This is a genomic window from Tsuneonella dongtanensis, from assembly GCF_001698205.1.
GTDB classification, from domain to species: domain Bacteria; phylum Pseudomonadota; class Alphaproteobacteria; order Sphingomonadales; family Sphingomonadaceae; genus Tsuneonella; species Tsuneonella dongtanensis.
On record NZ_CP016591.1, the window covers coordinates 1,870,352 to 1,892,095 of the forward strand.

Here is a 21,744-nt window from a genome sequence, read left to right on the forward strand (position 1 = left end):
CCGGAAACATCGCTCGCTGGCACGGCGCTGGGATGAGCGAAACGAACGTCCCCGCCTTCGATGGCATCCACAACTTCCGCGACTATGGCGGCTATTCTGCCGATGGCGGCCGGGTGAAGCGCGGGTCGCTGTACCGATCGGGCCAGCACGTCGGGGCGACCGACCAGGATCTCGCAGCGATCCGGGCTCTCGATATCCGCACGGTGATCGATCTGCGCGGCATCTCGGAGCGCGAGGCCAATCCCTGCCGCAGACACGATGGCTGGGCAGGAGACGTCATCGCGCACGAAGGTGAAACGACCTCGGCACCTCCGCACATGGACATCGGCCCGGACGTGACCACAGCCGAATACGCGCGCAATCGCATGATGTCGGTTTACGCCCGAATGCCCGAGAACCCGGCCATGCAGGCCATGTTCGGCCGCTACCTCGAAGCGCTCGCAAGCCGCGAGGGGGCGAGCCTCGTCCACTGCTTCGCGGGAAAGGACCGGACCGGCGTTGCAGCGATGCTGCTGCTCCACATCCTCGGCGCGTCGGAAGATGACCAGTACGGCGAATTCCTGCTGACCAACGCTTCGCCCACACTCCACATCCTGCGGGCCCAGTCGGTGCCGGGCATCGAGGCGAGGCTTGGTCGCACGCTCGATGAAGAAGCTGTCCGCGCGCTGCTCGAAGTGCACGAGGATTACCTGACCAAGTTCCGCGACACCGCGGCGGACATGGCGGGTTCGCTCGACGGCTGGCTCGAGCGTGCGGTGGGTGTCGACGAGGTCCTGCGCGAGCGCCTGCGCGAGCGATACATCGCCTGACGGGGATAGTGGCGGCAGCCCGACTCGCTTTCGCGATCGGGTCTTCCTATCTGGCGCGCAGACGGAGGAATCTATGGCTACCCACAAGACGCGCATGCTCATCATCGGCTCTGGCCCCGCGGGGCTGTCGGCGGCGATCTATGGCGCGCGCGCGATGATGGAGCCGATCGTGGTGCAGGGTCTGCAGCCTGGCGGGCAGCTGACCATCACCACCGACGTCGAGAATTATCCCGGCTTTCGCGACGTGATCCAGGGTCCCTGGCTGATGCAGGAGATGGAGGCGCAGGCCGTCCATGTCGGCACGCGGATGATGTGGGACACGATCGTCGAGGTCGACCTTTCGGGACCTCCGTTCCGCGCCATCGGCGATAGCGGCGACATCTACGAAGGGGACACGCTGGTCATCGCGACCGGCGCGCAGGCCAAGTGGCTCGGCGTGCCCGGCGAGATGGAGCTCGGCGGCAAGGGCGTGTCTGCCTGCGCAACCTGCGACGGGTTCTTCTACCGCGGCAAGAAGGTGGCAGTAATCGGCGGCGGCAACACGGCGGTCGAGGAAGCGCTCTACCTCACCAACCATTCCGACGACGTCACCCTGATCCACCGCCGCGACGAACTGCGCAGCGAGAAGATCCTGCAGGAGCGATTGTTCGCCAACCCCAAGATCACGGTGCTCTGGAACAAGACGGTCGAACGGTTCGAAGGCGACCCGCTGGCGGGCGGTCTCACGCACCTCGTTCTTAAGGACACGGTCACCGGCGAGACCAGCGACTTCGCCGCCGACGGCGCATTCGTCGCGATCGGGCATGCGCCGGCGACCGAACTTTTCAAGGGCAAGCTCGAAATGGACGCGAGCGGCTATCTGGTCGTGGAGCCAGGCACTCCCAAGACCGCGATCCCCGGCGTCTTCGCGTGCGGAGACGTGATGGATCACACGTATCGCCAGGCGGTCACCGCCGCGGGGACCGGTTGCATGGCTGCGCTAGACGCGGAGCGGTTCGTCTCGGGGCTAAACGTCGATCTTCAGGGTCACGTCGAGGAGGCCGAGGCCGCGGGCTGAACCGTCACGCGGCGTCGAACACCGCCATCCCGGCGTGGAGAATGAGCGCGATCAGCGCCAGCGACGATAGAATGAACAGAGCGAACCGGACCATGACCCGGTTCATAGTCGCCTGCCAGATGGAGTGAACGATCCGCAGCGCGACGTAGATCCACGCGATCGTCGCGTTGAGACCGTCTCCCTGTCCAATGATCGCCAGCACGATCGCGACCGCGTAAAACACGGTCGGTGCCTCGTGCAGGTGATTGTAGTTGTGCGCCGGCCACTGCACCTTCACGGGAAGAGCCCGGTCGAGCGACATCTCGGCATCGTCGACCAGTGCATTCGGATCGATCCTCGCCTTGCTCATCGCCGGGATGCGCGTGGCATACATCCACAGCCACATGACCATCGTCCAGGCGAGCAGCACGACGACGGGTTTCAGGATTTCCATGCCGATCATGCGACGACTCCCGGATTGGCGAAGAGGGTGACCATGAGCGCGCTGATCGCCAGCTTGGCGAGCGCGATCGTCATGAGTCCGAACAGCAGGATGCGAACCGGGATACGATTGACCGTCGCCTGCCAGATCGAATGGACGACCCGGACCGCAACGTAGATCCACGCAAACAGCACGTCGCTGGGGCTGGCTCCCATCAGCGCGAGAATGATCACCGTCGGATAGAAGATCGTCGGCTGTTCCATCAGGTGAGTGTAGTTGTGGGACTTCCAGTTGACCTTGGCTGGAAGCACCTGCTCAAGGTCCTGCCCGCGTCCGCCCGGCCTGCCGATGCCCGACTTGTCCTCGAGCCGAAAGATCGCCGGAAAGCGCGTTCCCGCGGTCCAGATGAGCATCACTATCGACCACACCACCAGCACGGCAGCGGGCGCCAGAATCTGTGCCTGCATCGAACTGAGCCCCTTCCCCCTGTTTCCAGAGCAAGCTTGCGCGGCAAGGGGTGGGTTGTCAAACGAGACTAATCGTCGCGCGCGATCACCGCCGCGAAATCGTGGGGATCGGTGTTTCCGCCGGTCAGCGTAACGACTGTGTCAGGATCGAGAGCCACCTTGCCCGCCAGCGCCGCGGCGAGGGCAGCGGCACCGCCCGGTTCGACGACGACGTGCAGTCTCGAGAATGCGAAGCGTTGGGCCGCGCGCACTTCGGCATCGGACACGGCGATGCCGGGGTCGGACCGGCCATTGAGCACAGCGAAGTTCAACGGGGCGGTGCTGGGAGTCTGGATCGCGTCGCACGCTGTCTTCGGCGGGTTGGGGCCGACGCGCTGGATGGTGCCCGTTGCCAGGCTTTTTGCCATGTCGTCCCAGCCCTCGGGTTCGACGGGAACGATGGCGCTGTCCGGACAGGAGAGGGCGAGCCCTGCGGCCAGGCCGCCGCCGCCGCAGCACACGACGATCCGGCTCGGCTGTCGACCGAGTTGTGCGGCTATTTCGATCCCCATGCTGCCCTGACCCTCGATCACCCACGGGTCGGCATAGGCGTGGACCAGCGTTCGTCCGCGCTCGTCGCACAATGCGTTGGCGATGACGTCGCGGTCCTCGCCGCCTGCGCGGTCGTACAGGATCACTTCGGCCCCGAGCGCACGGGTCGCATCGAGTTTCACCTGAGGGGCATCGGCCGGCATCACGATCGCCGCCTCGATACCCAGTTCGCGGGCCGCCCAGGCGACGCCTTGCGCATGGTTGCCACTCGATACCGCGACGACCCCTGCGGCACGTTCTTCTGGCGAGAGATCGGTGAGCCGGTGCCATGCACCGCGAATCTTGAATGCGCCGATGGGCTGCAGGTTGTCGCACTTTGCGTGGATGCGGACCCCGTTTACCTCGATCGGCAGCAGCGGGGTCGGCTGGACGATCGCCGCGACTTTCTCGGCGGCACGGACAACGCCGTCACGAGTCGGCTCTCGGGGGCTTTCGCGAAACATATCTCGCGACTAGTGCGTTCGGCATTCAGCGCCAATGGGCGCGTGCAGAGTTCCTGGAGAAATCATGTCGACAGTCCTGGTAATCGGTGCGGGCGGGGTCAGCTCGGTCTGCGTCCACAAGATGGCGATGAACGCCGATATCTTCAGCGACATCCACCTCGCCAGCCGCACGAAATCGAAGTGCGACGCGATCGCGGCGAGCGTGAAGGAGCGTACCGGGCGCGACGTGACGACATACTCGATCGACGCGGAAGAAGTGCCGGCGATGGTCAACCTCATCCGCAAGGTGCAGCCGAGCCTCGTCGTCAACCTGGCGCTGCCGTACCAGGACCTGCCGATCATGGACGCCTGCCTCGAAGCTAGTGTGAACTACCTCGACACGGCGAACTACGAGCCGAAGGACGAGGCCAAGTTCGAATACAAGTGGCAGTGGGCCTACCACGACCGCTTCAAGCAGGCGGGACTGATGGCGCTGCTCGGCTCGGGCTTCGACCCGGGCGTGACCAGCGTGTTCACGATGTGGCTCAAGAAGCACAAGCTGAAGACCATCCGCCAGCTCGACATCCTCGACTGCAACGGCGGCGACCACGGCCAGCACTTCGCGACCAACTTCAACCCCGAGATCAACATCCGCGAAGTCACCGCGCCCGCCCGTCACTGGGAAAACGGCGAGTGGGTCGAGACCCCGGCAATGGCCAACAAGGTGAACTTCGACTTCGAGGCGGTCGGCCCGAAGAACATGTACCTGATGTACCACGAGGAGCTGGAAAGCCTCGCGAAGTTCGTCCCCGAGCTGGAGCGCGCACGCTTCTGGATGACCTTCGGCGACGCATACATCACGCACCTGACTGTGCTGCAGAACGTCGGCATGACCTCGATCGAGCCGATCCGCTACCAGGGCAAGGAGATCATCCCGCTCCAGTTCCTCGCCGCGGTGCTTCCCAAGCCCGAAACGCTGGGCGAGACGACCAAGGGCAACACCAACATCGGCGTGATCGCCACCGGCGAGGCGCTCGACGGGTCGGGCGAAAAGACGTTCTACATCAAGAACATCTGCAGCCACGAAGCGGCCTACGAGGAAACCGGCAACCAGGCGGTCAGCTATACAACGGGCGTTCCCGCGATGATCGGCAGCGCGATGGTGGTCACCGGCAAGTGGTCGGGCGACGGCGTGTTCAACATGGAAGAGATGGACCCCGATCCGTTCATGGACATGCTCAATTCTGACGGCCTGCCGTGGACCGTTGAAGAACTGGACGGACCGGTCAGCTTCTGATGGAAACCAAAGCCGGCGATCCGGGCGCTTTCGCCCGTTTTGACCTCGACAGGGTCGATTCGCCGGCTTTCGTCGTCGATGCCGCGAAGCTGCGGGCGAACCTCTCGATCCTCGCCGACATTCGCGATGCGGCGGACATCAAGGTCCTGGCTGCGCTGAAGGCATTCAGCATGTGGTCGGTCGCGCCGATCATCGGTGAGTACCTCGACGGCGTGTGCACCTCCGGCCTCTGGGAGGCGCGGTTGGCGAGCGAGTTCTACGACGGCGAGATCGCGACCTACTGCGCAGCCTACAAGCCCGACGAACTCGCCGAGGTCTGCCGCCTGTCCGACCACGTGATCTTCAATTCGCCCGGCCAGCTCGAACGCTATCGCCCGATCCTCGACGCCGCGCGGGCGGCGGGGCAGGATTTCGACGTCGGCCTCAGGATCAACCCGCTCTGCCCGCAGGGCGAGGTGCCGCGCTACGACCCCTCCAGTCCCGGCAGCCGCCTCGGATTTCCGATCGACCAGCTGACGCCGGAAATCATGGAGCAGGTCGACGGCATTCACTTTCACAATCTCTGCGAGCAGGATTTCGAGCCGCTCAAGGCTACGTGGGACAAAGTGTTCGACGTGATCGAACCGTGGTTCGGCGAGCTCAAGTGGATCAACATGGGCGGCGGCCACCACGTCACCCGCGCCGACTACCAGCGCGAGGAGCTGGTCGAGTTCCTGCGCGATGCGAAGGACGATACCGGCGCCGAGATCTACCTCGAACCGGGTGAGGCGGTGGCGCTGGACGCGGGTATCCTCGTCGGCACGATCCTCGATTCGCATTGGAACGGGTTGCCCGTGGCGATCGTCGACATCTCCGCCACCTGCCACATGCCGGATGTGATCGAGGCGCCGTATCGGCCGGCAATGCTGCACGAAGCAGGGGAGGGCGAACCGATTCGCCTAGGTGGCCCGTCCTGCCTCGCGGGCGACGTGATCGGCGACTACCGGTTGCCAGTGCCGAACGAGCCGGGCGAGCGCATCGCCTTCCTCGACCAGGCGCACTACTCGATGGTGAAGACGAATACCTTCAACGGGGTTCAGCTGCCCTCGATCTGGCTCTGGGACAGCGACAGCGATTCGCTCGAGCAGATCAAGGCCTTCGGCTACGAGGACTTCCGGGACCGGCTGAGCTGACGCGACGATCGGTTCGCGCGCACAAAGCAGTCCCAAGCGCGCAATTTTCACTTGCGGTTCACCCCCCGGCCTATATACGCCGCCCCCGCAGCCCCAAGGGGACTTCCATAACCGCAAGGCTGCCTTGTCCGAACAAACCGTTTGGGGGTCCCTTGAGTTGCACATCCATCCTGACGCACGGTCTGTAGTTCGCGCCCTCGCGCCGGACGAACCGGTCATCCTCAATCGCCCGCACGCCGCTGCGCGCGCCGCCCGATTCTTCGTCGAGAAGTTTCCGGGCAAGTCGCTCTATGCGGTGAAGGCGAATCCCTCTCCCGAGCTTGTCCGCATTCTTTGGGACAACGGGGTGACGCACTTCGACGTCGCCTCGATCGCCGAGGTGCGCCTGGTGCGCGAGGCGCTGCCCGAGGCCGAGCTGTGCTTCATGCACCCGGTCAAGACCGCGCGCGCTATCCGCGAGGCCTATTTCGAGCACGGCGTGAAGACCTTCAGCCTCGACACGATCGAAGAGCTGGAGAAGATCGTCGACGCCACCACCAATGACTCTGGTGAGCGGGCGCGCAACCTGCGCCTGCTGGTCCGCCTGCGCGTGTCGTCGGAGTATTCCGAACTGAGCCTCGCGTCGAAGTTCGGCTGCGACCTTGCCGATGCGGCCGAACTGCTGCGCGTCACTCGCCAGCACTGCGACTGGCTGGGCGTGTGCTTCCACGTCGGCAGCCAGGCGATGACGCCGTTCGCTTACGTCCAGGCGCTGGAGCGCGTGCGCGCCGCGGTTGCCGAGGCCTCTGTGGTGATCGACGTTGTCGATGTCGGCGGGGGCTTCCCGTCCGACTATCCGGGCATGGAGCCGCCGCCGCTGGAGGATTACTTCGCGATCATCCATCGCCACTTCGAGGCGCTGCCGATCGCCTACAACGCCGAGCTGTGGTGCGAGCCCGGCCGCGCGCTGTGCGCCGAGTATTCGAGCCTGATCGTGCGCGTCGAAAAGCGCCGCGGCGAAGAGCTCTACATCAATGACGGTGCCTACGGCGCGCTGTTCGACGCGGCGCACGTGGAGTGGCGATTCCCGGTCAAGGCGCTCGAGGACGATCTTGAGCAGCCGCTCCAGGAATTCGCATTCTACGGGCCGACCTGCGACGATGCCGACTACATGAAGGGCCCCTTCATGCTGCCGGCGGACATCCAGGCGGGCGACTACATCGAAATCGGCATGCTCGGCGCTTACGGCGCGGCGATGAAGACCGGCTTCAACGGCTTCGGCAACGCCGAGCAGATCGTGGTCGAAGACGAGCCGATGGCGAGCCTCTATCGCGGCGACCGGGTCGACCCGCGAGCCAGCGACAACGTGGTCAGCCTTCGCTGATCAACCGTGCTTGCGCCGGTGCCCATCCAGCACCGGCGCAACCCGGCCAAGGGCGGCCCCGATCAACTCGGGAAAGCTGCCTGGCTTGATCCTCAGCAGGGTATTGTGCGCGGTCGCCACGCGCACTGCATCGGCCCAGTCGGTGCCGATCTCGATCGCCCAGTCGCGGAAGTCGTCCGCCGCGCCGGCGCGCGGCTCCAGTGCCTTGGCCAGGGTCATATGGAAATCGAGCCGTCCCGTCATGGGCAAAAGCGAAAGCGGGAACGGTGCCGTAAGGTACGACAGGGTGTCGTCGACATAGATCGTCCGGCTTTCGCGGTGATAAGCCAGGACCGAGCTGAAATGCACGTTCTCGTCCTCACACACCAGCGCCACGCCGCGCGGCAGGGAAAACTCCAAGGTGTCACCGAAAAGGGGGCCAAGAGCACCGCTTTCGCATTGCTCGCTCGCCCAAGGCAGATCGGGCCATTTCGCGTGATGGCGTGCGGTGCCGTAGAGTGCGGCAGCCGGGAACGCGTCGTGCATCCACTGGCAATGAACGGTGTGAAACGGATGCAGGTTGATGATCGCGGAGACGTTCTTCCGGCCACCGGTTATGCGGTCCACGTCGCTCAGAACTGCGTCCGGGAGGGTATAGGAATCGAGGATGATGAAAGATCCGTCGGGCCTTCGCACAAGCGCGCACTGGGTCCCTACATTGACCAGTCCGCCGATGCGGAAGTCGCCCCGGATGGACCAGAACCCGTCTCCGCAATCGATCAGGTCCCGGCTCATTCAGTCTCCGCCTTGTAGAATGGTTTGCAGCCGGCAATCGTGACCCGTTCCATCACGCGCCTGGCGGGGAAGTAGTCACTCGCTGCCAGATGCTGGCACACGCGGTTGTCCCAGAAGGCCACCGAACCGGGGCGCCAGCGGAACCGGCACTGAATCTCCGGGTCGGCCGCCGTCGCGAAGAGATGGTCGAGCAGCCAGCGGCTTTCATTCTCGCTCAACCCTTGGATGTGGCTGGTGAAGCCGACGTTGACGTAGATCGCCGGCTTGCCGGTTTCCGGGTGGGTGCGAACCACCGGATGGCGCATCGGAGGATACTGCTCGTGGAGTTCCTCGGGTGACTTCTTGAGCCGCTTTGCGAAAACGCGGGCAATGTCGTGCACCGCGGTGAGGCCGGTGCAGAAGCGCTTCATTTCAGGGCTGAGCCGCTCAAAGGCGAGGTGCATGTTGGCGAACAGCGTATCGCCGCCGACTTCGGGCACCTCTATCGCGCGGAGAATCGAGCCGAGCGACGGCATTTCCCGCCAGGTGACGTCGGAGTGCCAGTTGTTTTCGCGCCCCTTGCTGTCGGGCCCATGCGCGATGCGCAGGATTTCCGGGTCAGGCTGATCCTTGGGAGTGGCGGGATGGATCTCCAGTTCCCCGAAGTGCCGCGCGAAAGCGATATGCTGCTGCGCAGTCAGGTGCTGGTCTCGGAAGAAGATCACCCCGTATTCAAGCAACGCCGCGCGGATTTCAGGCACGCGTTCGGCGATGTCGGGGGCTGCAAGATCGATATCCAGGATCTCGGCGCCGATCGCCGGAGTCATCGGACGGATGGTCAAGGTTTGCGCGCGGGCAGGAGCGGTCGTGGCCATGGGCATAGTCCTCCGCGCGGAGTGTGCGCTGCCATGGGCACCCGGGTCAATCGGGAAAGCCGATGAACCGTGCCGCTTCGTCTACCGTCTTGCGGTGGCTCACCACTGCATTGGCCGGGAAGGATTCGTCTGGCCAGCCAAGCGCGACCGCTTTCATGATGATCTGGTCATCGGGAATGCCCGCGTGCTCGCGAACAACCGGGCTTTGCATGATGCCTTGGGAATTGATGACGCAGCCGAGGCCCCGGCTCCACGCGGCATTGACGAGCGCGGTCGTTACGGCGCCGCAATCGAACTTGCTGTCGTCGCCATCGTCGAGAACGCGGTCGTAGGTGATGATCACGCAGACCGGGGCATCGAACTGGCGGAAACCGCGCAGCACCCAATCCTGCCGCCCGTCCTTGTCGTCGCGTGCTATGCCCATCGCTTCGAACAGCTGCTTGGCGACGCCGATCTGTCGTTCGCGGTGAACTCCGGCGAAGGCGCTGCCGCGGCGGAACTCGCGGCTGTCGGGCACTCCGGCGAGGATGTTCTCGGTGTTGCCCCGGCGGATGCGGTCGAGCGGCTCACCCGTGATTACGTGGAAGTGCCACGGCTGGGTGTTCATCGACGAAGGCGAGCGCATCGCCAGCGCGAGCACTTCCTCGATCAGTGCGCGCGGGACAGGTTTGTCGAGGTAGCCGCGGATGGAGCGGCGACCTGTCACGACTTCGTCGTAGGTGGGAATGGATGCGTTGCTCATGGCAACCGACATAGCCGGTCGCCAGCGTCAGTAAAGGCTCAGCCGCCGCTCCCGACCTGAACCTGCATGAACGCCGGCGGGGTAGTGGGGGCCTGCTGGTTCAGCGGTGTCGCGCCGCCAGCCGCAAACGAGGTGAGCGGCATACCTGCCGCGGCGAGGGCGTAGGGGCTGACCCGGTGGCGTGTGCACAGCCCGCCGGCGCCATCGTTGACGAGGGGGGTCTCGAACTCGACTCCGAGCTGCGCGCCCTCCGATCGCATCACCTCACTCACGACAAGCTGGCCGCTCCCGAGATCGAGGACGAACTGCGTGCCCTTCGGCACACCGACGAGGCCTTCGATGAAGGCGCCGTTCTTGCTGAGGTCGCGGATCACCGCCTCATAGCGATGATCGCCGTGAATGATCCCGATGCGGCGGAACATCGACCGGCGGTCGGCCCGGTGCTTGTCGGGGCCGCTCGGCTCTATCTTGAACTCGCCGGAATGAATGTTGGCCAGGACCATCGCCTGGGGCATCGCCTTGGAATAGATCCAGCCCTGGACCAATTCCGCGCCGCGCTTCTTGACCACATCCAGCTGGTCGAACGCTTCGACGCCCTCGACAGTGGTTTCCATCCCCAGCGCTTTCGACAGACCGATGATCGCCGTGATGATCTTGGCGCTGTTCTGATCCTTCTGGGTGCAGGTGTCGACGAAGCTCTTGTCGACCTTCAGCTTGTCAAACGGCGCAGAGCGCAGGTAGCTTAGCGAGGAATAGCCCGTTCCGAAGTCGTCGAGTGCCAGGCGCACGCCGATCTTCTTCAGTGCGTTGAAGGTGACTTCGGTCGTTTCGCTGTCGCCCATGAACACGCTCTCGGTCAGCTCGAGTTCGAGCCGATCGGGCGCAAGTCCACTTTCCTGTAAAGCTGCGGCTACTACGTCGACGAAACCGTTCGCCGTGAATTGGCGGGCCGACACATTGACCGCCACCCGGACGGTCTCGGGCCATTCCATCGCGTCCCTGCAGGCACGATGCAGCGCCCATTCGCCGAGCGGGGCGATGAGGCTCGATTCCTCGGCTACTGGAATGAACGTGCCGGGGGGGACCCAGCCGCGCTCCTCGTGCTCCCAGCGCATGAGGGCTTCCATGCCCACGACCATGTTGTCGGAAATGCGCACGACCGGCTGATAGTGCAGCTGCAGCTCGTCGGCCGCGAGCGCTTCGCGCAGGTCATCGAGCAGCAGCGCGCGCTCTTCCTCTTCGTCCTTGAGGTCGGCGGAATAGAAGCGGAATTGCCCACGTCCGCCGTTCTTGGCCGCGTAGAGCGCCAGGTCGGAGGCACGGATCAGTTCGTCCGATTCCAGGCCGTCGTAGGGCGCGATTGCGATGCCCACCGAAGTGCCGATGATCGCGCGCTTGTCGTCGATCGGATACGGCTGCGACACGATCTGGATCACTTTTTCGGCCAGTTCGCCGAGCTTGCCGCGGTCGTCCATGTCGGGAAGGATGACCTGGAATTCGTCGCCCCCGAGGCGGCCGATCTCGCCGCGATCGCCGATCACGTTGCGCAGACGCTCGGCGACCTGCTGCAGCAGGTTGTCGCCCGCCGGGTGGCCCATGGTGTCGTTGACCTGCTTGAACCGGTCAAGGTCGAGCATCATCAGCGCGCAGACGCGCTTCGCCGCCTTGTACGCTGCAAGGACGCCTTCCAGCCGGCGGTTCATCCGATGCCGGTTGTACAGGCCGGTCAGTGAATCGAACTCCGCGAGGCGCTGGTCCTCGATCTTGCGCTGGTACTCGACCGAAACGTCCTTCGCCGCGCCGCGGTAACCGTGGAACTTGCCGCTGGAATCGATCTTGGGCTGACCCGAGAGCGACAGCCAAACCGGTTTCCCGGTCCGCGCCTGGGGCAGGGCGCAGCGCACGACCACATCCTGTACCTTGCTTCGCGCCTTCAACTGAAAACCGAGCGGGCGGCCCGAGCGATTGTCGGGATCGTCCGGGTCGGTCTCGAAAAGCGTTGCAACCGGCTGGCCGAGCAGTTGAGGTAGCGGCACATCGAGTGCTCCTGCCGCCGCAGGTGACAGGTAATTCAGCGTCCCGTCGGCGTCCGATGCCCAGATCCACGCGATTCCGGTCTGCTCGAAGTCGTCGAGCATGGTCGCGCGCAGACCATCGCTGGTGATATCGTCCGCTACGCTCGCAAAACCCTTGAGGAGATTCCTGACTGCCATGTCCGTCCGTTTACTGGCCTTTCCGGGTCGGGAAAGGTGCAGAATCCATAGCTCGGAATGGTTTACAGGGGCCTAAGCGAAAGCGAATTTCGACGAAGCGCACGGCGTTTCGGTCAGGCTATCGTGGCCCCGTCGTAGAAGCCATCGAGATAGCGATCGCGCAGCGTGAACTTCTGCACTTTTCCCGAGCCAGTCAGGGGATATTCGTCGACCTCTACCCATACGCTTGGCGTCTTCTGCGCGGCCATTTGCGCACGGCAGTGTGCCTTCAGCGCGTTCAAGTCCAGAGTGATGCCTTCGCGCGGGAGAACGAAGGCGGCGACGATCTCGCCCCACGTTTCGTCGGGCAGACCGACCACCGCGACTTGCGCGACGTCGCCGTGCTCCAGCAGTACGTTCTCGATCTCCACCGGGAACAGATTCTCGCCTCCCCGGATGATCATTTCCTTCAAGCGGCCGGTTATCTTTACGAAGCCGCGCTCGTCCATCGTGCCGAGGTCGCCGGTATGGAGCCAGCCCTCGGCATCGATCGTTGCGGCTGTCGCTTCCGGATTGTCGTTGTATCCGGCCATGACCATGTAGCCGCGCGCGCAGATTTCCCCGACCACGCCAACCGGCACGACGGTATTGCTCTGAGGGTCCCGGATCGAGATTTCGCATTGCGTGTTCGCTTGGCCGACGGTTTCGCTGCGATCGGTCGCCGAATGGCCGGCCCGAACGAGTGTGATGATCGGCGAAGCCTCGGTCAGTCCGTACACGGTTAGCAGAGGGCAGCCGAACCGTGTCTCGACCCTTCGAATCAGTTCGGGCGCCACCATCGCGCCGCCGCTCACCATGACCCGCATACTGGAGAAATCGCGCGGCTCGCGCGCGTCGGCATCGAGCATGAACTGCAGCATCGTCGGGACAGCCCCAAGCTCCTCGATCTCCCGGGTTTCCAGCAAGAGATTGGCGAGCGCGGGGTCGAACATCGGCGGCATGACCAGATGGCCGCCACGCTGGCACAGCCCAAGGAACGTCATGCAGCCGGCCGTGTGAAACAGTGGCATCACCAGCAATACGCGAGCACCATCGTTCCCTCCTGACGCCTTGGTCGTAAGCAGAGCGTTGTTAACCAAACCGCGATGGTGCAGCAGCACGCCCTTGGGAAAACCCGTGCTTCCCGAAGTGTACTGGATCTGCGCGATGTCCGACGAGACGACTTCGGGAACGGGCTGTTGCAGATCTCCCGTTGCGAAAAGGGTGTCGCGGTCCCGGATATCGGTGATTTCGCGAACGGCGGGAATGTCATCGGCAACCGTCCGCGCGATCTCGGCGATCGGGTTGCCGCGGACGCTCTCGACGACGAACACGGCAACAGCGGATGATTGGCGGACGACGTAATCGAGTTCGCGCGGCTGATAACCGGGGTTGGCCGTCACAAGCACGATCCCGGCCATCCCGAATGCGTAGGCGCAGATAATCCATTCCGGCACATTGTTGGCCCACAGCACGATCCGCTCGCCCGGCCGGAAGCGAGTGAGGAGGGCCGTGGCAAGCGCGTCTGCTTCGTCGTTCAACTGCGCATAGGTCCACGTGCGCATTGATTCGCCGGATTCATCGACTTCTTCCAGGGCGATGGCGTCGGGCCAGCGGACGGCCGCATCGCGCAGGATCGACCCGACAGTGCTGTCGCGGAGTTCGACATCGGTCTGCGGGGGGAAATGGCTCTCGGACAGCGTGACGTGGTACATCGGGCTTCTCCTTTGGAAGCCCGAGAACCCTGCACGTGAAGGGGTGGTCGCGAACCCCTGGCTAAGCCTCAGGCCGCCTGTGCGAGATCCAGTTCGAGCCGGTCCCAGATCTCGACCAGCGCCGCAGTCAGTTCGCGCATCATCGCTTCATCGTGAGCGGGGCCCGGGGTGAACCGGAGGCGCTCGGTCCCGCGCGGCACGGTCGGGAAGTTGATCGGCTGCACGTACATCCCGTATTCGGCGAGCAGGATGTCGCTGATCTTCTTGGCACGAACCGGGTCGCCGACCATCAAGGGAACGATGTGCGTGACGCTGTCCATCACCGGCAGACCGGCTTCACGGAACATGGCCTTGAGGCGAGCGGCGGCGGCCTGCTGGCCATCGCGTTCTGCACTCGACGACTTGAGATGGCGGACCGACGCGAGCACGCCGGCAACCAGCACCGGGCTGAGCGAGGTCGTAAAGATGAATCCGGGCGCGTAGCTGCGGATGCAATCGACGATCTTGCGGTCAGCGGCGATATATCCGCCCATCACGCCGAACGCCTTGCCGAGCGTGCCCTCGATGATGTCGATCCGGTGCGCGGCCTCGTCGCGTTCGGAAATGCCGCCGCCACGCTTGCCGTACATGCCGACGGCGTGAACCTCGTCGATGTAGGTGAGGGCGTTGTACTTCTCGGCAAGATCGCAGATCGCGTGGATCGGGGCGACGTCGCCATCCATTGAATAGACGCTCTCGAAGGCGATCAGCTTGGGCGCGTCGGGATCCTCGGCGGCTAGCAGTTCTTCGAGATGGGCGACGTCGTTATGGCGGAATACGCGCTTCTCGCAGCCCGAGTTGCGGATGCCCGCGATCATGCTCGCGTGGTTGAGTTCGTCGGAGAAGATCACGCAACCGGGCAGGAGCTTGGCAAGCGTCGACAGCGTCGCGTCGTTGGACACGTAACCGCTTGTGAAGATCAGCGCGGCTTCCTTGCCGTGGAGATCGGCCAGCTCACCCTCGAGCTCGATGTGGTAATGGGTGTTGCCGCCGATATTGCGCGTACCGCCGGAACCCGCCCCGACGTCATGCAGGGCGTCTTCCATCGCACTGATGACCTTGGGGTGCTGACCCATCGCGAGATAGTCGTTCGAGCACCAGACCGTCACGGGCTTGGGCCCGTTATGACCGTGGAAACAGCGCGCGTTGGGAAAGGCGCCCTTGTTGCGCAGGATGTCGATGAACACCCGGTAGCGGCCTTCGGCGTGGAGCCGGTCGATCGCCTGATCGAATATGTGGTCGTAGTTCACTTTGCTGTCCCGTCCGACGGCATCGACACGGCCCTATCCTCGCTCGCGCAACATTTCCACCGCGATCTTTGCGAATCGTTCGCGATTAGAGGCGTTCGACGCGGTCCAGGCCATAGCGGCGCAGGCTATCTGCGAACGCGGCGCTGCCGTCGGGTTCACCAGTGAAAACCGCGAAATCGGGCAATGAACGATGGAAACCCTGACCTTGTGTCAGACTTACGATCCGCCGCGCGATCCCCTCGGCGCCGTCAACCAAGCGCACGCCTTCGCCAAAGGCCGACCGTAGTTCGTCGGAAAGCAGAGGGAAGTGCGTGCAGGCCAGCACGACCGTATCGATGGCATCGCCGTCTGGATGCTCTCGCAATCCCTCGACAGCGCTCGCGATCGCGCGCTGGTCGACCGGCATCCCGCGCAGCTTCGCCTCGGCCGCTGCGACAAGCTCCGGAGCGGCGTGGCGGATAAGCCGCTTGTCGGCCGCAAACTCATCTTCGAGTCGGTCGACGTAGCCTTGCCGGATCGTCGCTTCGGTGCCCAGCAGCCCTATGACACCGGACCTTGTCATCGCGGAAGCCGGTTTGATCGCAGGCACAGTGCCGACGATCGGGATGTGCAGAACGTCGCGAACCATGCCGAGCGCGATCGTGCTCGCGGTATTGCAGGCAATTGTCGCAAGGCGGGGCCGGTATCGCTCGGACAGCACGCCGAGCAGGCCCGCCACACGCGCCGCGATCTCGGCCTCGGTCTTGGTGCCGTAGGGAAGGCCGGCGGTATCGGCGGCATAGATCACCGGCGCATCGGGGAGCGCCTTGCGCAGCTCGGCCAGCACGGTCAGCCCCCCGACGCCGGAGTCGAACAAAAGGATGGGAGAAGAAGGGTCCAAGTCCGAATAATCCCTTCGCTGTGTGCTTGTCGGGCAGGCGCTTTTGCTCTTTACCCGCGCTAGATGAATTCGCGCCGTCCGGGCAAGGGCGGTCCGAACCGCGAGGGGGTCTGCCGATGGAAAACCTGTACGCCGCGCTCCTGGGCTATGCGTTCGGGTCGATTCCGTTCGGCCTGCTGCTCGCCCGCGCCGCGGGCCTGGGCGACGTGCGCAAGATCGGCAGCGGCAACATCGGCGCGACCAATGTTCTGCGTACCGGCAACAAGGGGGTGGCGGCGGCGACCTTGCTGCTCGACCTCGCAAAGGGCCTCGCACCCGTACTGCTCGCGAAAACGCTCTGGCCGGGCAGCGAAGGGATCGCCGCGGTGGCGGCCGTTTTGGGCCACTGTTTCCCCGTGTGGCTCGGCTTCAAGGGCGGGAAGGGCGTGGCGACCAACGCCGGAGTAAGCTTTGGCCTCGCGTGGCCGATCGGGCTCGCTTACGCGCTCGTCTGGCTGGTCGTGCTGGCGGTCGGCCGTATCAGTTCGGTCGCGGGAATGAGCGCGGTCGTCGCCGCGGCGGTCGCGGCGGCGGTGCTGGGTTTCGGCGACTACGTGGTCCCGCTCGCGGTGATCGCAGCACTCATCATCTGGCTGCACCGCGCCAATATCGGCCGCTTGATGCGCGGGGAGGAGCCTCGCGTAGGCAGTAGCAAGAAGGTGGACGGCGGCGCGTGATCGCACAGGAAGAAGCGTTCGCGCGCATTCGGCTGCTGCGATCGCCCAACATCGGCCCGGTCAGCTATCGGCAGTTGCTGGCGCGCTTCGGCAGCGCCCAGGCGGCCATCGAGGCGCTGCCCGATCTGGCGCAGCGTGGAGGACGCGCCTACGTGGCGGCAGCGCCCGAGCGGATCGCGGAGGAGATCTCGCAGGTCAGGCGGGCAAGCGCGAAGTACCTCTTCCACGACCAGCCGGACTACCCCGCCTTGCTGGCCGAAGCGGACGGGGCTCCGCCGATCCTGACCTGGCGCGGCGACCTGTCGCTGGCGCAAAAACCCTGTGTCGCTATCGTCGGTGCGCGCAACGCAAGTGCTGCGGCGGTCAAGCTGGCGCGCGATTTCTCTGCGGCGCTCTCCGCGGCCGGTTTCATCATCGTCTCGGGGCTTGCGCGCGGGATCGATGGCGCCGCGCACTGGGGCGCGATGCCCGCGACGGTCGGGGTGATCGCGAGCGGGATCGACGTGACATACCCGCCCGAACACGCCGACCTGCAGGAGCGCGTCGCGGTGGACGGCCTTCTCCTGGCCGAACAGCCGCCGGGCACCGAGCCGCTCGCACGCCATTTTCCCAGCCGCAACCGGATCATCGCGGGGATCGCCGCTGGCACGCTCGTCGTAGAGGCGGCACCCAAGTCCGGTTCGCTCATCACCGCGCGCCTGGCGGCTGAGGCGGGGCGCGAGGTTATGGCGATACCCGGCAGCCCGCTCGAAGGTCGGGCAACGGGGTGCAACCAGCTCATCCGTGATGGAGCCGTGCTGGTTCAGACGCCGGACGACGTGATCGAATTGATGACGGGCTTCGACGGAACGCCCCGGTCGACCTTCCGCGAAGCGACGGCCCATTACATTGTCGATCAGGATGAACTCGCTGCAGCCGAGCCGGCCGATGTTGCCGCGCTGCTCACCTCGGCTCCTGTCGCGGTCGATGAACTGATCCGCCAGTCGGGCGAAAGCGCCGCCGCCGTCCAGATGGCCCTCCTCGAACTGGAAATTTCAGGGCGCCTCGTTCGGCACGCGGGCGGGCGGGTTTCTCTGACCGCTTGACGGCCTTGCGGAACCGGCTCCACCCTCGCGTACACGTATACGCGTAAGGACGACCACTCACTCCCATGCAGCTTGTCATCGTAGAATCGCCGGCCAAGGCGAAGACCATCGAGAAATACCTGGGCTCGGACTTCAAGGTCCTCGCTTCGTACGGCCACGTGCGCGACCTGCCGCCCAAGGACGGCAGCGTGCGTCCCGACGAGGATTTCGCGATGGACTGGGAGGTCTACCGCGACAAGCAGGGCCGGGTGAAGGACATCGCCGACCTCGCGAAGAAGGCGGACCGCCTGATCCTCGCCACCGACCCCGATCGCGAGGGCGAAGCGATCAGCTGGCACGTGCGCGACCTGCTCGCGAAGAAGAAGGCGCTGCCCGAAAACGTCCAACGGGTGACCTTCAACGCGATCACCAAGAACGCGGTGACGGAGGCGATGCAGAAGCCTCGGGACCTCGACCAGGACCTGATCGACGCCTACCTCGCGCGCCGTGCGCTCGATTATCTGTACGGCTTCACGCTGTCGCCAGTGCTTTGGCGTCGCTTGCCTGGGGCGAAAAGCGCGGGCCGGGTGCAGTCGGTGGCGCTGCGCCTGATCGTCGAGCGTGAGCGTGAGATCGAGGCCTTCGTCGCGCAGGAATACTGGTCGGTCGTCGCGCATATGCAGCACGACGGGACCGCGTTCGACGCGCGGCTGGTGGTCTACGATGGCAAGAAGCTGGAACGTCTCAGCATCGGCGACCAAGGCACTGCCGAAGCCGCGAAAAAGGCTGTCGAGGACGCGCGGTTCACGGTCGAAGATGTCGAGACCAAGCCGCTCAAGCGCAACCCGGCGCCGCCGTTCACGACATCAACCCTGCAGCAGGAAGCTGCGCGCAAGCTCGGTTATTCGGCGAGCCACACCATGCGGCTGGCGCAGACGCTCTACGAACAGGGCGCGATCACCTACATGCGGACCGACGGGGTTCAGATGGACGGCAGCGCGATCAGTGCCTGCCGCAAGGCGATCAGCGACCGGTTCAGCGGGCATTACCTTCCCGAAAAGCCGCGCATGTATCAGACAAAGGCCAAGAATGCGCAGGAAGCGCACGAGGCGATCCGGCCGACCGACTTCGGGCGCGAGCGGGCGGGGCAGGGCGACGAAGCACGTCTCTACGACCTCATCTTCAAGCGCGCGATGGCGAGCCAGATGGCCGCCGCGAGCCTCGAGCGCACCACGGTCACCTTGCGCGATCCGACTGGGCGGCACGAGCTGCGTGCGACCGGACAAGTCGTGAAGTTTCCGGGGTTTCTCGCCGTCTACGAAGAGAGCTTCGACCAGAAGGGCGAGGACGACGACGAAGGTTTGCTGCCGCTGATGCGCAAGGGCGACAGCCCGGCGAAGACCGGCGTCGACGCGACCCAGCACTTCACCCAGCCGCCGCCGCGCTTTTCCGAGGCATCGCTGGTGAAGCGGCTCGAGGAACTGGGTATCGGCCGGCCTTCGACTTACGCCTCCACCATCCAGACCCTGCGCGACCGCGAGTACGTGCGGATGGAGAAAAACCGTTTCTTCGCAGAGGAATCGGGGCGCTTGTTGACGGCGTTCCTCGAGCGATTCTTCGAGCGCTACGTGGCCTATGACTTCACTGCAGGGATGGAAGACGAGCTCGATATCGTTTCCGACGGCAAGGAGGACTGGAAGAAGCTGCTCCGCCAGTTCTGGCTCGACTTCAAGCCGAAGACCGAGGACGTGATGGAGCGCAAGCCCTCGGAAGTGACCGAGGCGCTCGACGAATATCTGGGCGACTACCTGTTCCCGCCGCGCGCCGACGGCCACGACCCGCGCGAATGCCAGACGTGCCTTGCCGAAGGGCGCTCGGGCGGGCGGCTGAGCCTGCGCGGCGGCAAGTTCGGCGCGTTCATTGCCTGCTCGAATTATCCCGAGTGCAAGTACACCCGCCAGTTCGCCAGTCCGGGCGGCGGTGCGGACAGCGGCGAGGACGGCTCGATGGGCAAGGACCCGGAGAGCGGCCTCGAGGTGGTTCGCAAGGCGGGTCGCTTCGGTCCCTACGTCCAGCTCGGCGAGGGCAAGGACGCCAAGCGTGCGAGCATTCCGAAAGACCTCGACGATTTCGATCTCGAATGGGCGTTGAAGCTGCTGTCGCTCCCGCGCATCGTCGGCGAGCATCCCGAGACCGGCAGGGAGATCGAGGCGAACATCGGCCGTTACGGCCCGTACCTCCGCCACGACGGCAAGTACGGCAAGCTGACCAGCACCCGTGAGGTGTTCGAAGTCGGCATGAACCGCGCGGTCGACATTCTCGCCCAGGCCGCCAATCGCGGCGCGGGCGGCGGTCGGGCGAAGGCCGAGCCGATCAAGACGCTCGGTGCGCATCCCACCAGCGGCGGGGAAATGAAGGTGATGCCTGGTCGGTACGGGCCCTACGTGACCGACGGGACGACCAACGCGACCTTGCCGAAAGACGTGAAGCCCGAGGACGTGACCGAAGCGCAGGCGATCGAACTGATCGACGCGCGGGCGGCAAAGGGGCCGGCAAAGAAGAAGGGCCGGAAGGCTCCTGCGAAGAAGAAGGCGGCGCCGAAAAAGGCGAAGGCTTCCTAGAGCCGCAGGTATCCAGCCGCCAGGCTGGCGGCGAGCGCGATCATGCTCGCCCCGAGCGCGAGCGCCGCGGGCCGCGCGGCGCCGCGTCCATATGCGAGGGCGACGCCCAGTTTGACGAGCATGTTCGCGAGGATGGTCCCCCCGATCGCCAGTGCGGCGAGTGCGGGCGCGATCGTGCCCGGCTCCAGACCGCCCGCGGTGACGATCGCCGCGTCGACGTCCATCGTGCCCATCGTCAGTAGCAGAATCGCGATCCCTTCTTCGCCGAACGTGCCTTCGGCCCAGCGCGCTGCCACCGCGGCCACTGCGACGAAGGCGACGAAAGCAAACGCCGGGAGGAGTGCGATCGGGTTGCCCGGCGGGGCAGGGCCGGTGCTCGCCTCCGCCTTGCGGTAGAGCACGTAGCTGGCAATCGCGGCCACGATCAGCGCGGGCGCGACGATGAGCAGGAACGGCATCAGCAGGCTGCCGGCGAGGATGGCGACCAGCACGATCACCCGCAGGTACATGACTGCGGTTGCCAGCGCGATGCCCGCATTCTCGGCGCTACCTCCAGCGCCCGATCCAAGCCGCTGGGAAAACGACTGGGTCACCGCCGTAGAGCTGTACGCGCCTCCGATGATCGCGGTCGCGATAGTCCCGCGCCGTGCGCCGAACAGGCGATTGGCGAGGTACCCGGCCAATGAGAAACCGGTGACCACGATCACGACCAGCCAAAGCGCATGCGGATCCCACGCATCGTAGGGGCCGTAACGACCGTCGGGAAGGAACGGATAGATTGCTCCCGCGATCACCGCGTAGCGGGCGAACGCCTTGATATCGGCCTCGTCGAGCAACCCGATCCAGCGGTGAACTTCGGTCCGCAGCGCCAGGACGAGGGTGACGACCGCAGCCGCGGCGACCGCCAGGGCCGGGTTGCTGCTTCCCGCGACGAAACCGAGGCCGAGCGTCACCATCGCCGCGACAGCCGAGGTGGCATCGGGCTTCCCGCCGGCCCCAACGCCCTTCCAGTAACCGGCTGCGACGATCGCCGTGCAGCCCGTGGCGATCAATCCCGAGACGAGCGTGTAACCCTGTGCGGCGAGCAATCCCGAAAGACCCGCGACCAGTCCGAGAAGGGTGAACGTCCGGACCCCGGCGACGCGTTCGCCCGGCCGTTCGTTGCGAAGCTTCCACCCGCGCTCGATCCCGATGAGGAGCCCGGCGCACAGCGCGGCTCCCAGGGCGAGGAACGGATCAGCTGGTTCCATCAGCCCCGC

The 21,744-nt window shown here is 65.0% G+C and carries 19 protein-coding genes; 8 read left to right on the forward strand and 11 right to left on the reverse strand.

Going from position 1 to position 21,744, the window contains the following annotated elements; all coding sequences use genetic code 11:
• Positions 1-32: 32 nt before the first annotated feature.
• A complete protein-coding gene (locus A6F68_RS09170; protein WP_067678942.1) occupies positions 33-809 on the forward strand; it encodes a tyrosine-protein phosphatase in 777 nt (258 codons plus the stop codon).
• A gap of 73 nt (positions 810-882) precedes the next feature.
• A complete protein-coding gene (gene trxB, locus A6F68_RS09175) occupies positions 883-1,866 on the forward strand; it encodes a thioredoxin-disulfide reductase (protein ID WP_067678946.1) in 984 nt (327 codons plus the stop codon).
• A 4-nt stretch (positions 1,867-1,870) separates the two neighbouring features.
• Here the strand turns inward: trxB and A6F68_RS09180 are convergent, their stop codons facing one another.
• From A6F68_RS09180 to A6F68_RS09190, 3 genes are all read right to left on the reverse strand, one after another.
• Positions 1,871-2,308 (reverse strand): MAPEG family protein, encoded by a 438-nt coding sequence (locus tag A6F68_RS09180; RefSeq protein ID WP_067678949.1) that lies wholly within the window; start codon positions 2,306-2,308, stop codon positions 1,871-1,873.
• The gene (locus A6F68_RS09185) at positions 2,305-2,754 is read right to left on the reverse strand and encodes an MAPEG family protein (RefSeq protein ID WP_067678952.1); all 450 of its coding nucleotides are present in this window, start codon (positions 2,752-2,754) and stop codon (positions 2,305-2,307) included. Before A6F68_RS09185 ends, A6F68_RS09180 begins: the two co-directional genes overlap by 4 nt.
• Positions 2,755-2,822: 68 nt before the next feature.
• Positions 2,823-3,788, reverse strand: a complete 966-nt coding sequence (locus A6F68_RS09190; protein WP_067678955.1) for a threonine ammonia-lyase — start codon at positions 3,786-3,788, stop codon at positions 2,823-2,825.
• Positions 3,789-3,852: 64 nt separating this feature from the next.
• On the opposite strand from A6F68_RS09190, the gene A6F68_RS09195 reads away from it, so the two are divergent.
• From A6F68_RS09195 to A6F68_RS09205, 3 genes are all read left to right on the forward strand, one after another.
• Entirely contained in the window at positions 3,853-5,064 is a 1,212-nt protein-coding gene (locus A6F68_RS09195; RefSeq protein ID WP_067678958.1) for a saccharopine dehydrogenase family protein, read from the forward strand.
• A complete protein-coding gene (locus tag A6F68_RS09200) occupies positions 5,064-6,236 on the forward strand; it encodes a carboxynorspermidine decarboxylase (protein ID WP_067678961.1) in 1,173 nt (390 codons plus the stop codon). Before A6F68_RS09195 ends, A6F68_RS09200 begins: the two co-directional genes overlap by 1 nt.
• Before the next feature lie 157 nt (positions 6,237-6,393).
• Positions 6,394-7,599 (forward strand): alanine racemase, encoded by a 1,206-nt coding sequence (locus tag A6F68_RS09205; RefSeq protein ID WP_067678964.1) that lies wholly within the window; start codon positions 6,394-6,396, stop codon positions 7,597-7,599.
• On the opposite strand, the gene A6F68_RS09210 is transcribed toward A6F68_RS09205, so the two are convergent.
• From A6F68_RS09210 to murI, 7 genes are all read right to left on the reverse strand, one after another.
• Complete coding sequence (locus tag A6F68_RS09210; protein ID WP_067678967.1) at positions 7,600-8,373, reverse strand: hypothetical protein; 774 nt, start codon at positions 8,371-8,373, stop codon at positions 7,600-7,602.
• A complete protein-coding gene (locus tag A6F68_RS09215; RefSeq protein ID WP_084001778.1) occupies positions 8,370-9,227 on the reverse strand; it encodes a TauD/TfdA dioxygenase family protein in 858 nt (285 codons plus the stop codon). Before A6F68_RS09215 ends, A6F68_RS09210 begins: the two co-directional genes overlap by 4 nt.
• 46 nt (positions 9,228-9,273) lie before the next feature.
• Complete coding sequence (locus tag A6F68_RS09220) at positions 9,274-9,969, reverse strand: nitroreductase (protein WP_067682384.1); 696 nt, start codon at positions 9,967-9,969, stop codon at positions 9,274-9,276.
• 38 nt (positions 9,970-10,007) lie between these two features.
• On the reverse strand, positions 10,008-12,182 hold the full coding sequence (locus A6F68_RS09225; protein WP_067678973.1) for a putative bifunctional diguanylate cyclase/phosphodiesterase: 2,175 nt from the start codon (positions 12,180-12,182) through the stop codon (positions 10,008-10,010).
• 113 nt (positions 12,183-12,295) lie between these two features.
• A complete protein-coding gene (locus tag A6F68_RS09230; RefSeq protein ID WP_067678976.1) occupies positions 12,296-13,915 on the reverse strand; it encodes a class I adenylate-forming enzyme family protein in 1,620 nt (539 codons plus the stop codon).
• 68 nt (positions 13,916-13,983) lie between these two features.
• On the reverse strand, positions 13,984-15,204 hold the full coding sequence (hemA, locus tag A6F68_RS09235; RefSeq protein WP_067678979.1) for a 5-aminolevulinate synthase: 1,221 nt from the start codon (positions 15,202-15,204) through the stop codon (positions 13,984-13,986).
• Positions 15,205-15,289: 85 nt separating this feature from the next.
• Positions 15,290-16,084, reverse strand: coding sequence for a glutamate racemase (gene murI / locus A6F68_RS09240; RefSeq protein WP_067678982.1), 795 nt, complete (start codon positions 16,082-16,084; stop codon positions 15,290-15,292).
• Between the two features lie 116 nt (positions 16,085-16,200).
• Here murI and plsY point away from each other — a divergent pair, with 116 nt between their 5' ends.
• The 3 genes from plsY to topA all read left to right on the forward strand — a co-directional run bounded on the left by plsY (position 16,201) and on the right by topA (position 20,485).
• On the forward strand, positions 16,201-16,800 hold the full coding sequence (gene plsY / locus A6F68_RS09245) for a glycerol-3-phosphate 1-O-acyltransferase PlsY (RefSeq protein WP_067678985.1): 600 nt from the start codon (positions 16,201-16,203) through the stop codon (positions 16,798-16,800).
• On the forward strand, positions 16,797-17,885 hold the full coding sequence (dprA, locus tag A6F68_RS09250; protein WP_067678988.1) for a DNA-processing protein DprA: 1,089 nt from the start codon (positions 16,797-16,799) through the stop codon (positions 17,883-17,885). Before plsY ends, dprA begins: the two co-directional genes overlap by 4 nt.
• A gap of 65 nt (positions 17,886-17,950) precedes the next feature.
• Positions 17,951-20,485 (forward strand): type I DNA topoisomerase, encoded by a 2,535-nt coding sequence (gene topA / locus A6F68_RS09255; protein WP_067678991.1) that lies wholly within the window; start codon positions 17,951-17,953, stop codon positions 20,483-20,485.
• Here topA and A6F68_RS09260 read toward each other — a convergent pair.
• A complete protein-coding gene (locus A6F68_RS09260) occupies positions 20,482-21,735 on the reverse strand; it encodes an MgtC/SapB family protein (protein ID WP_067678993.1) in 1,254 nt (417 codons plus the stop codon). The two genes, topA and A6F68_RS09260, sit on opposite strands and share 4 nt — an antisense overlap.
• Positions 21,736-21,744 lie beyond the last annotated feature (9 nt).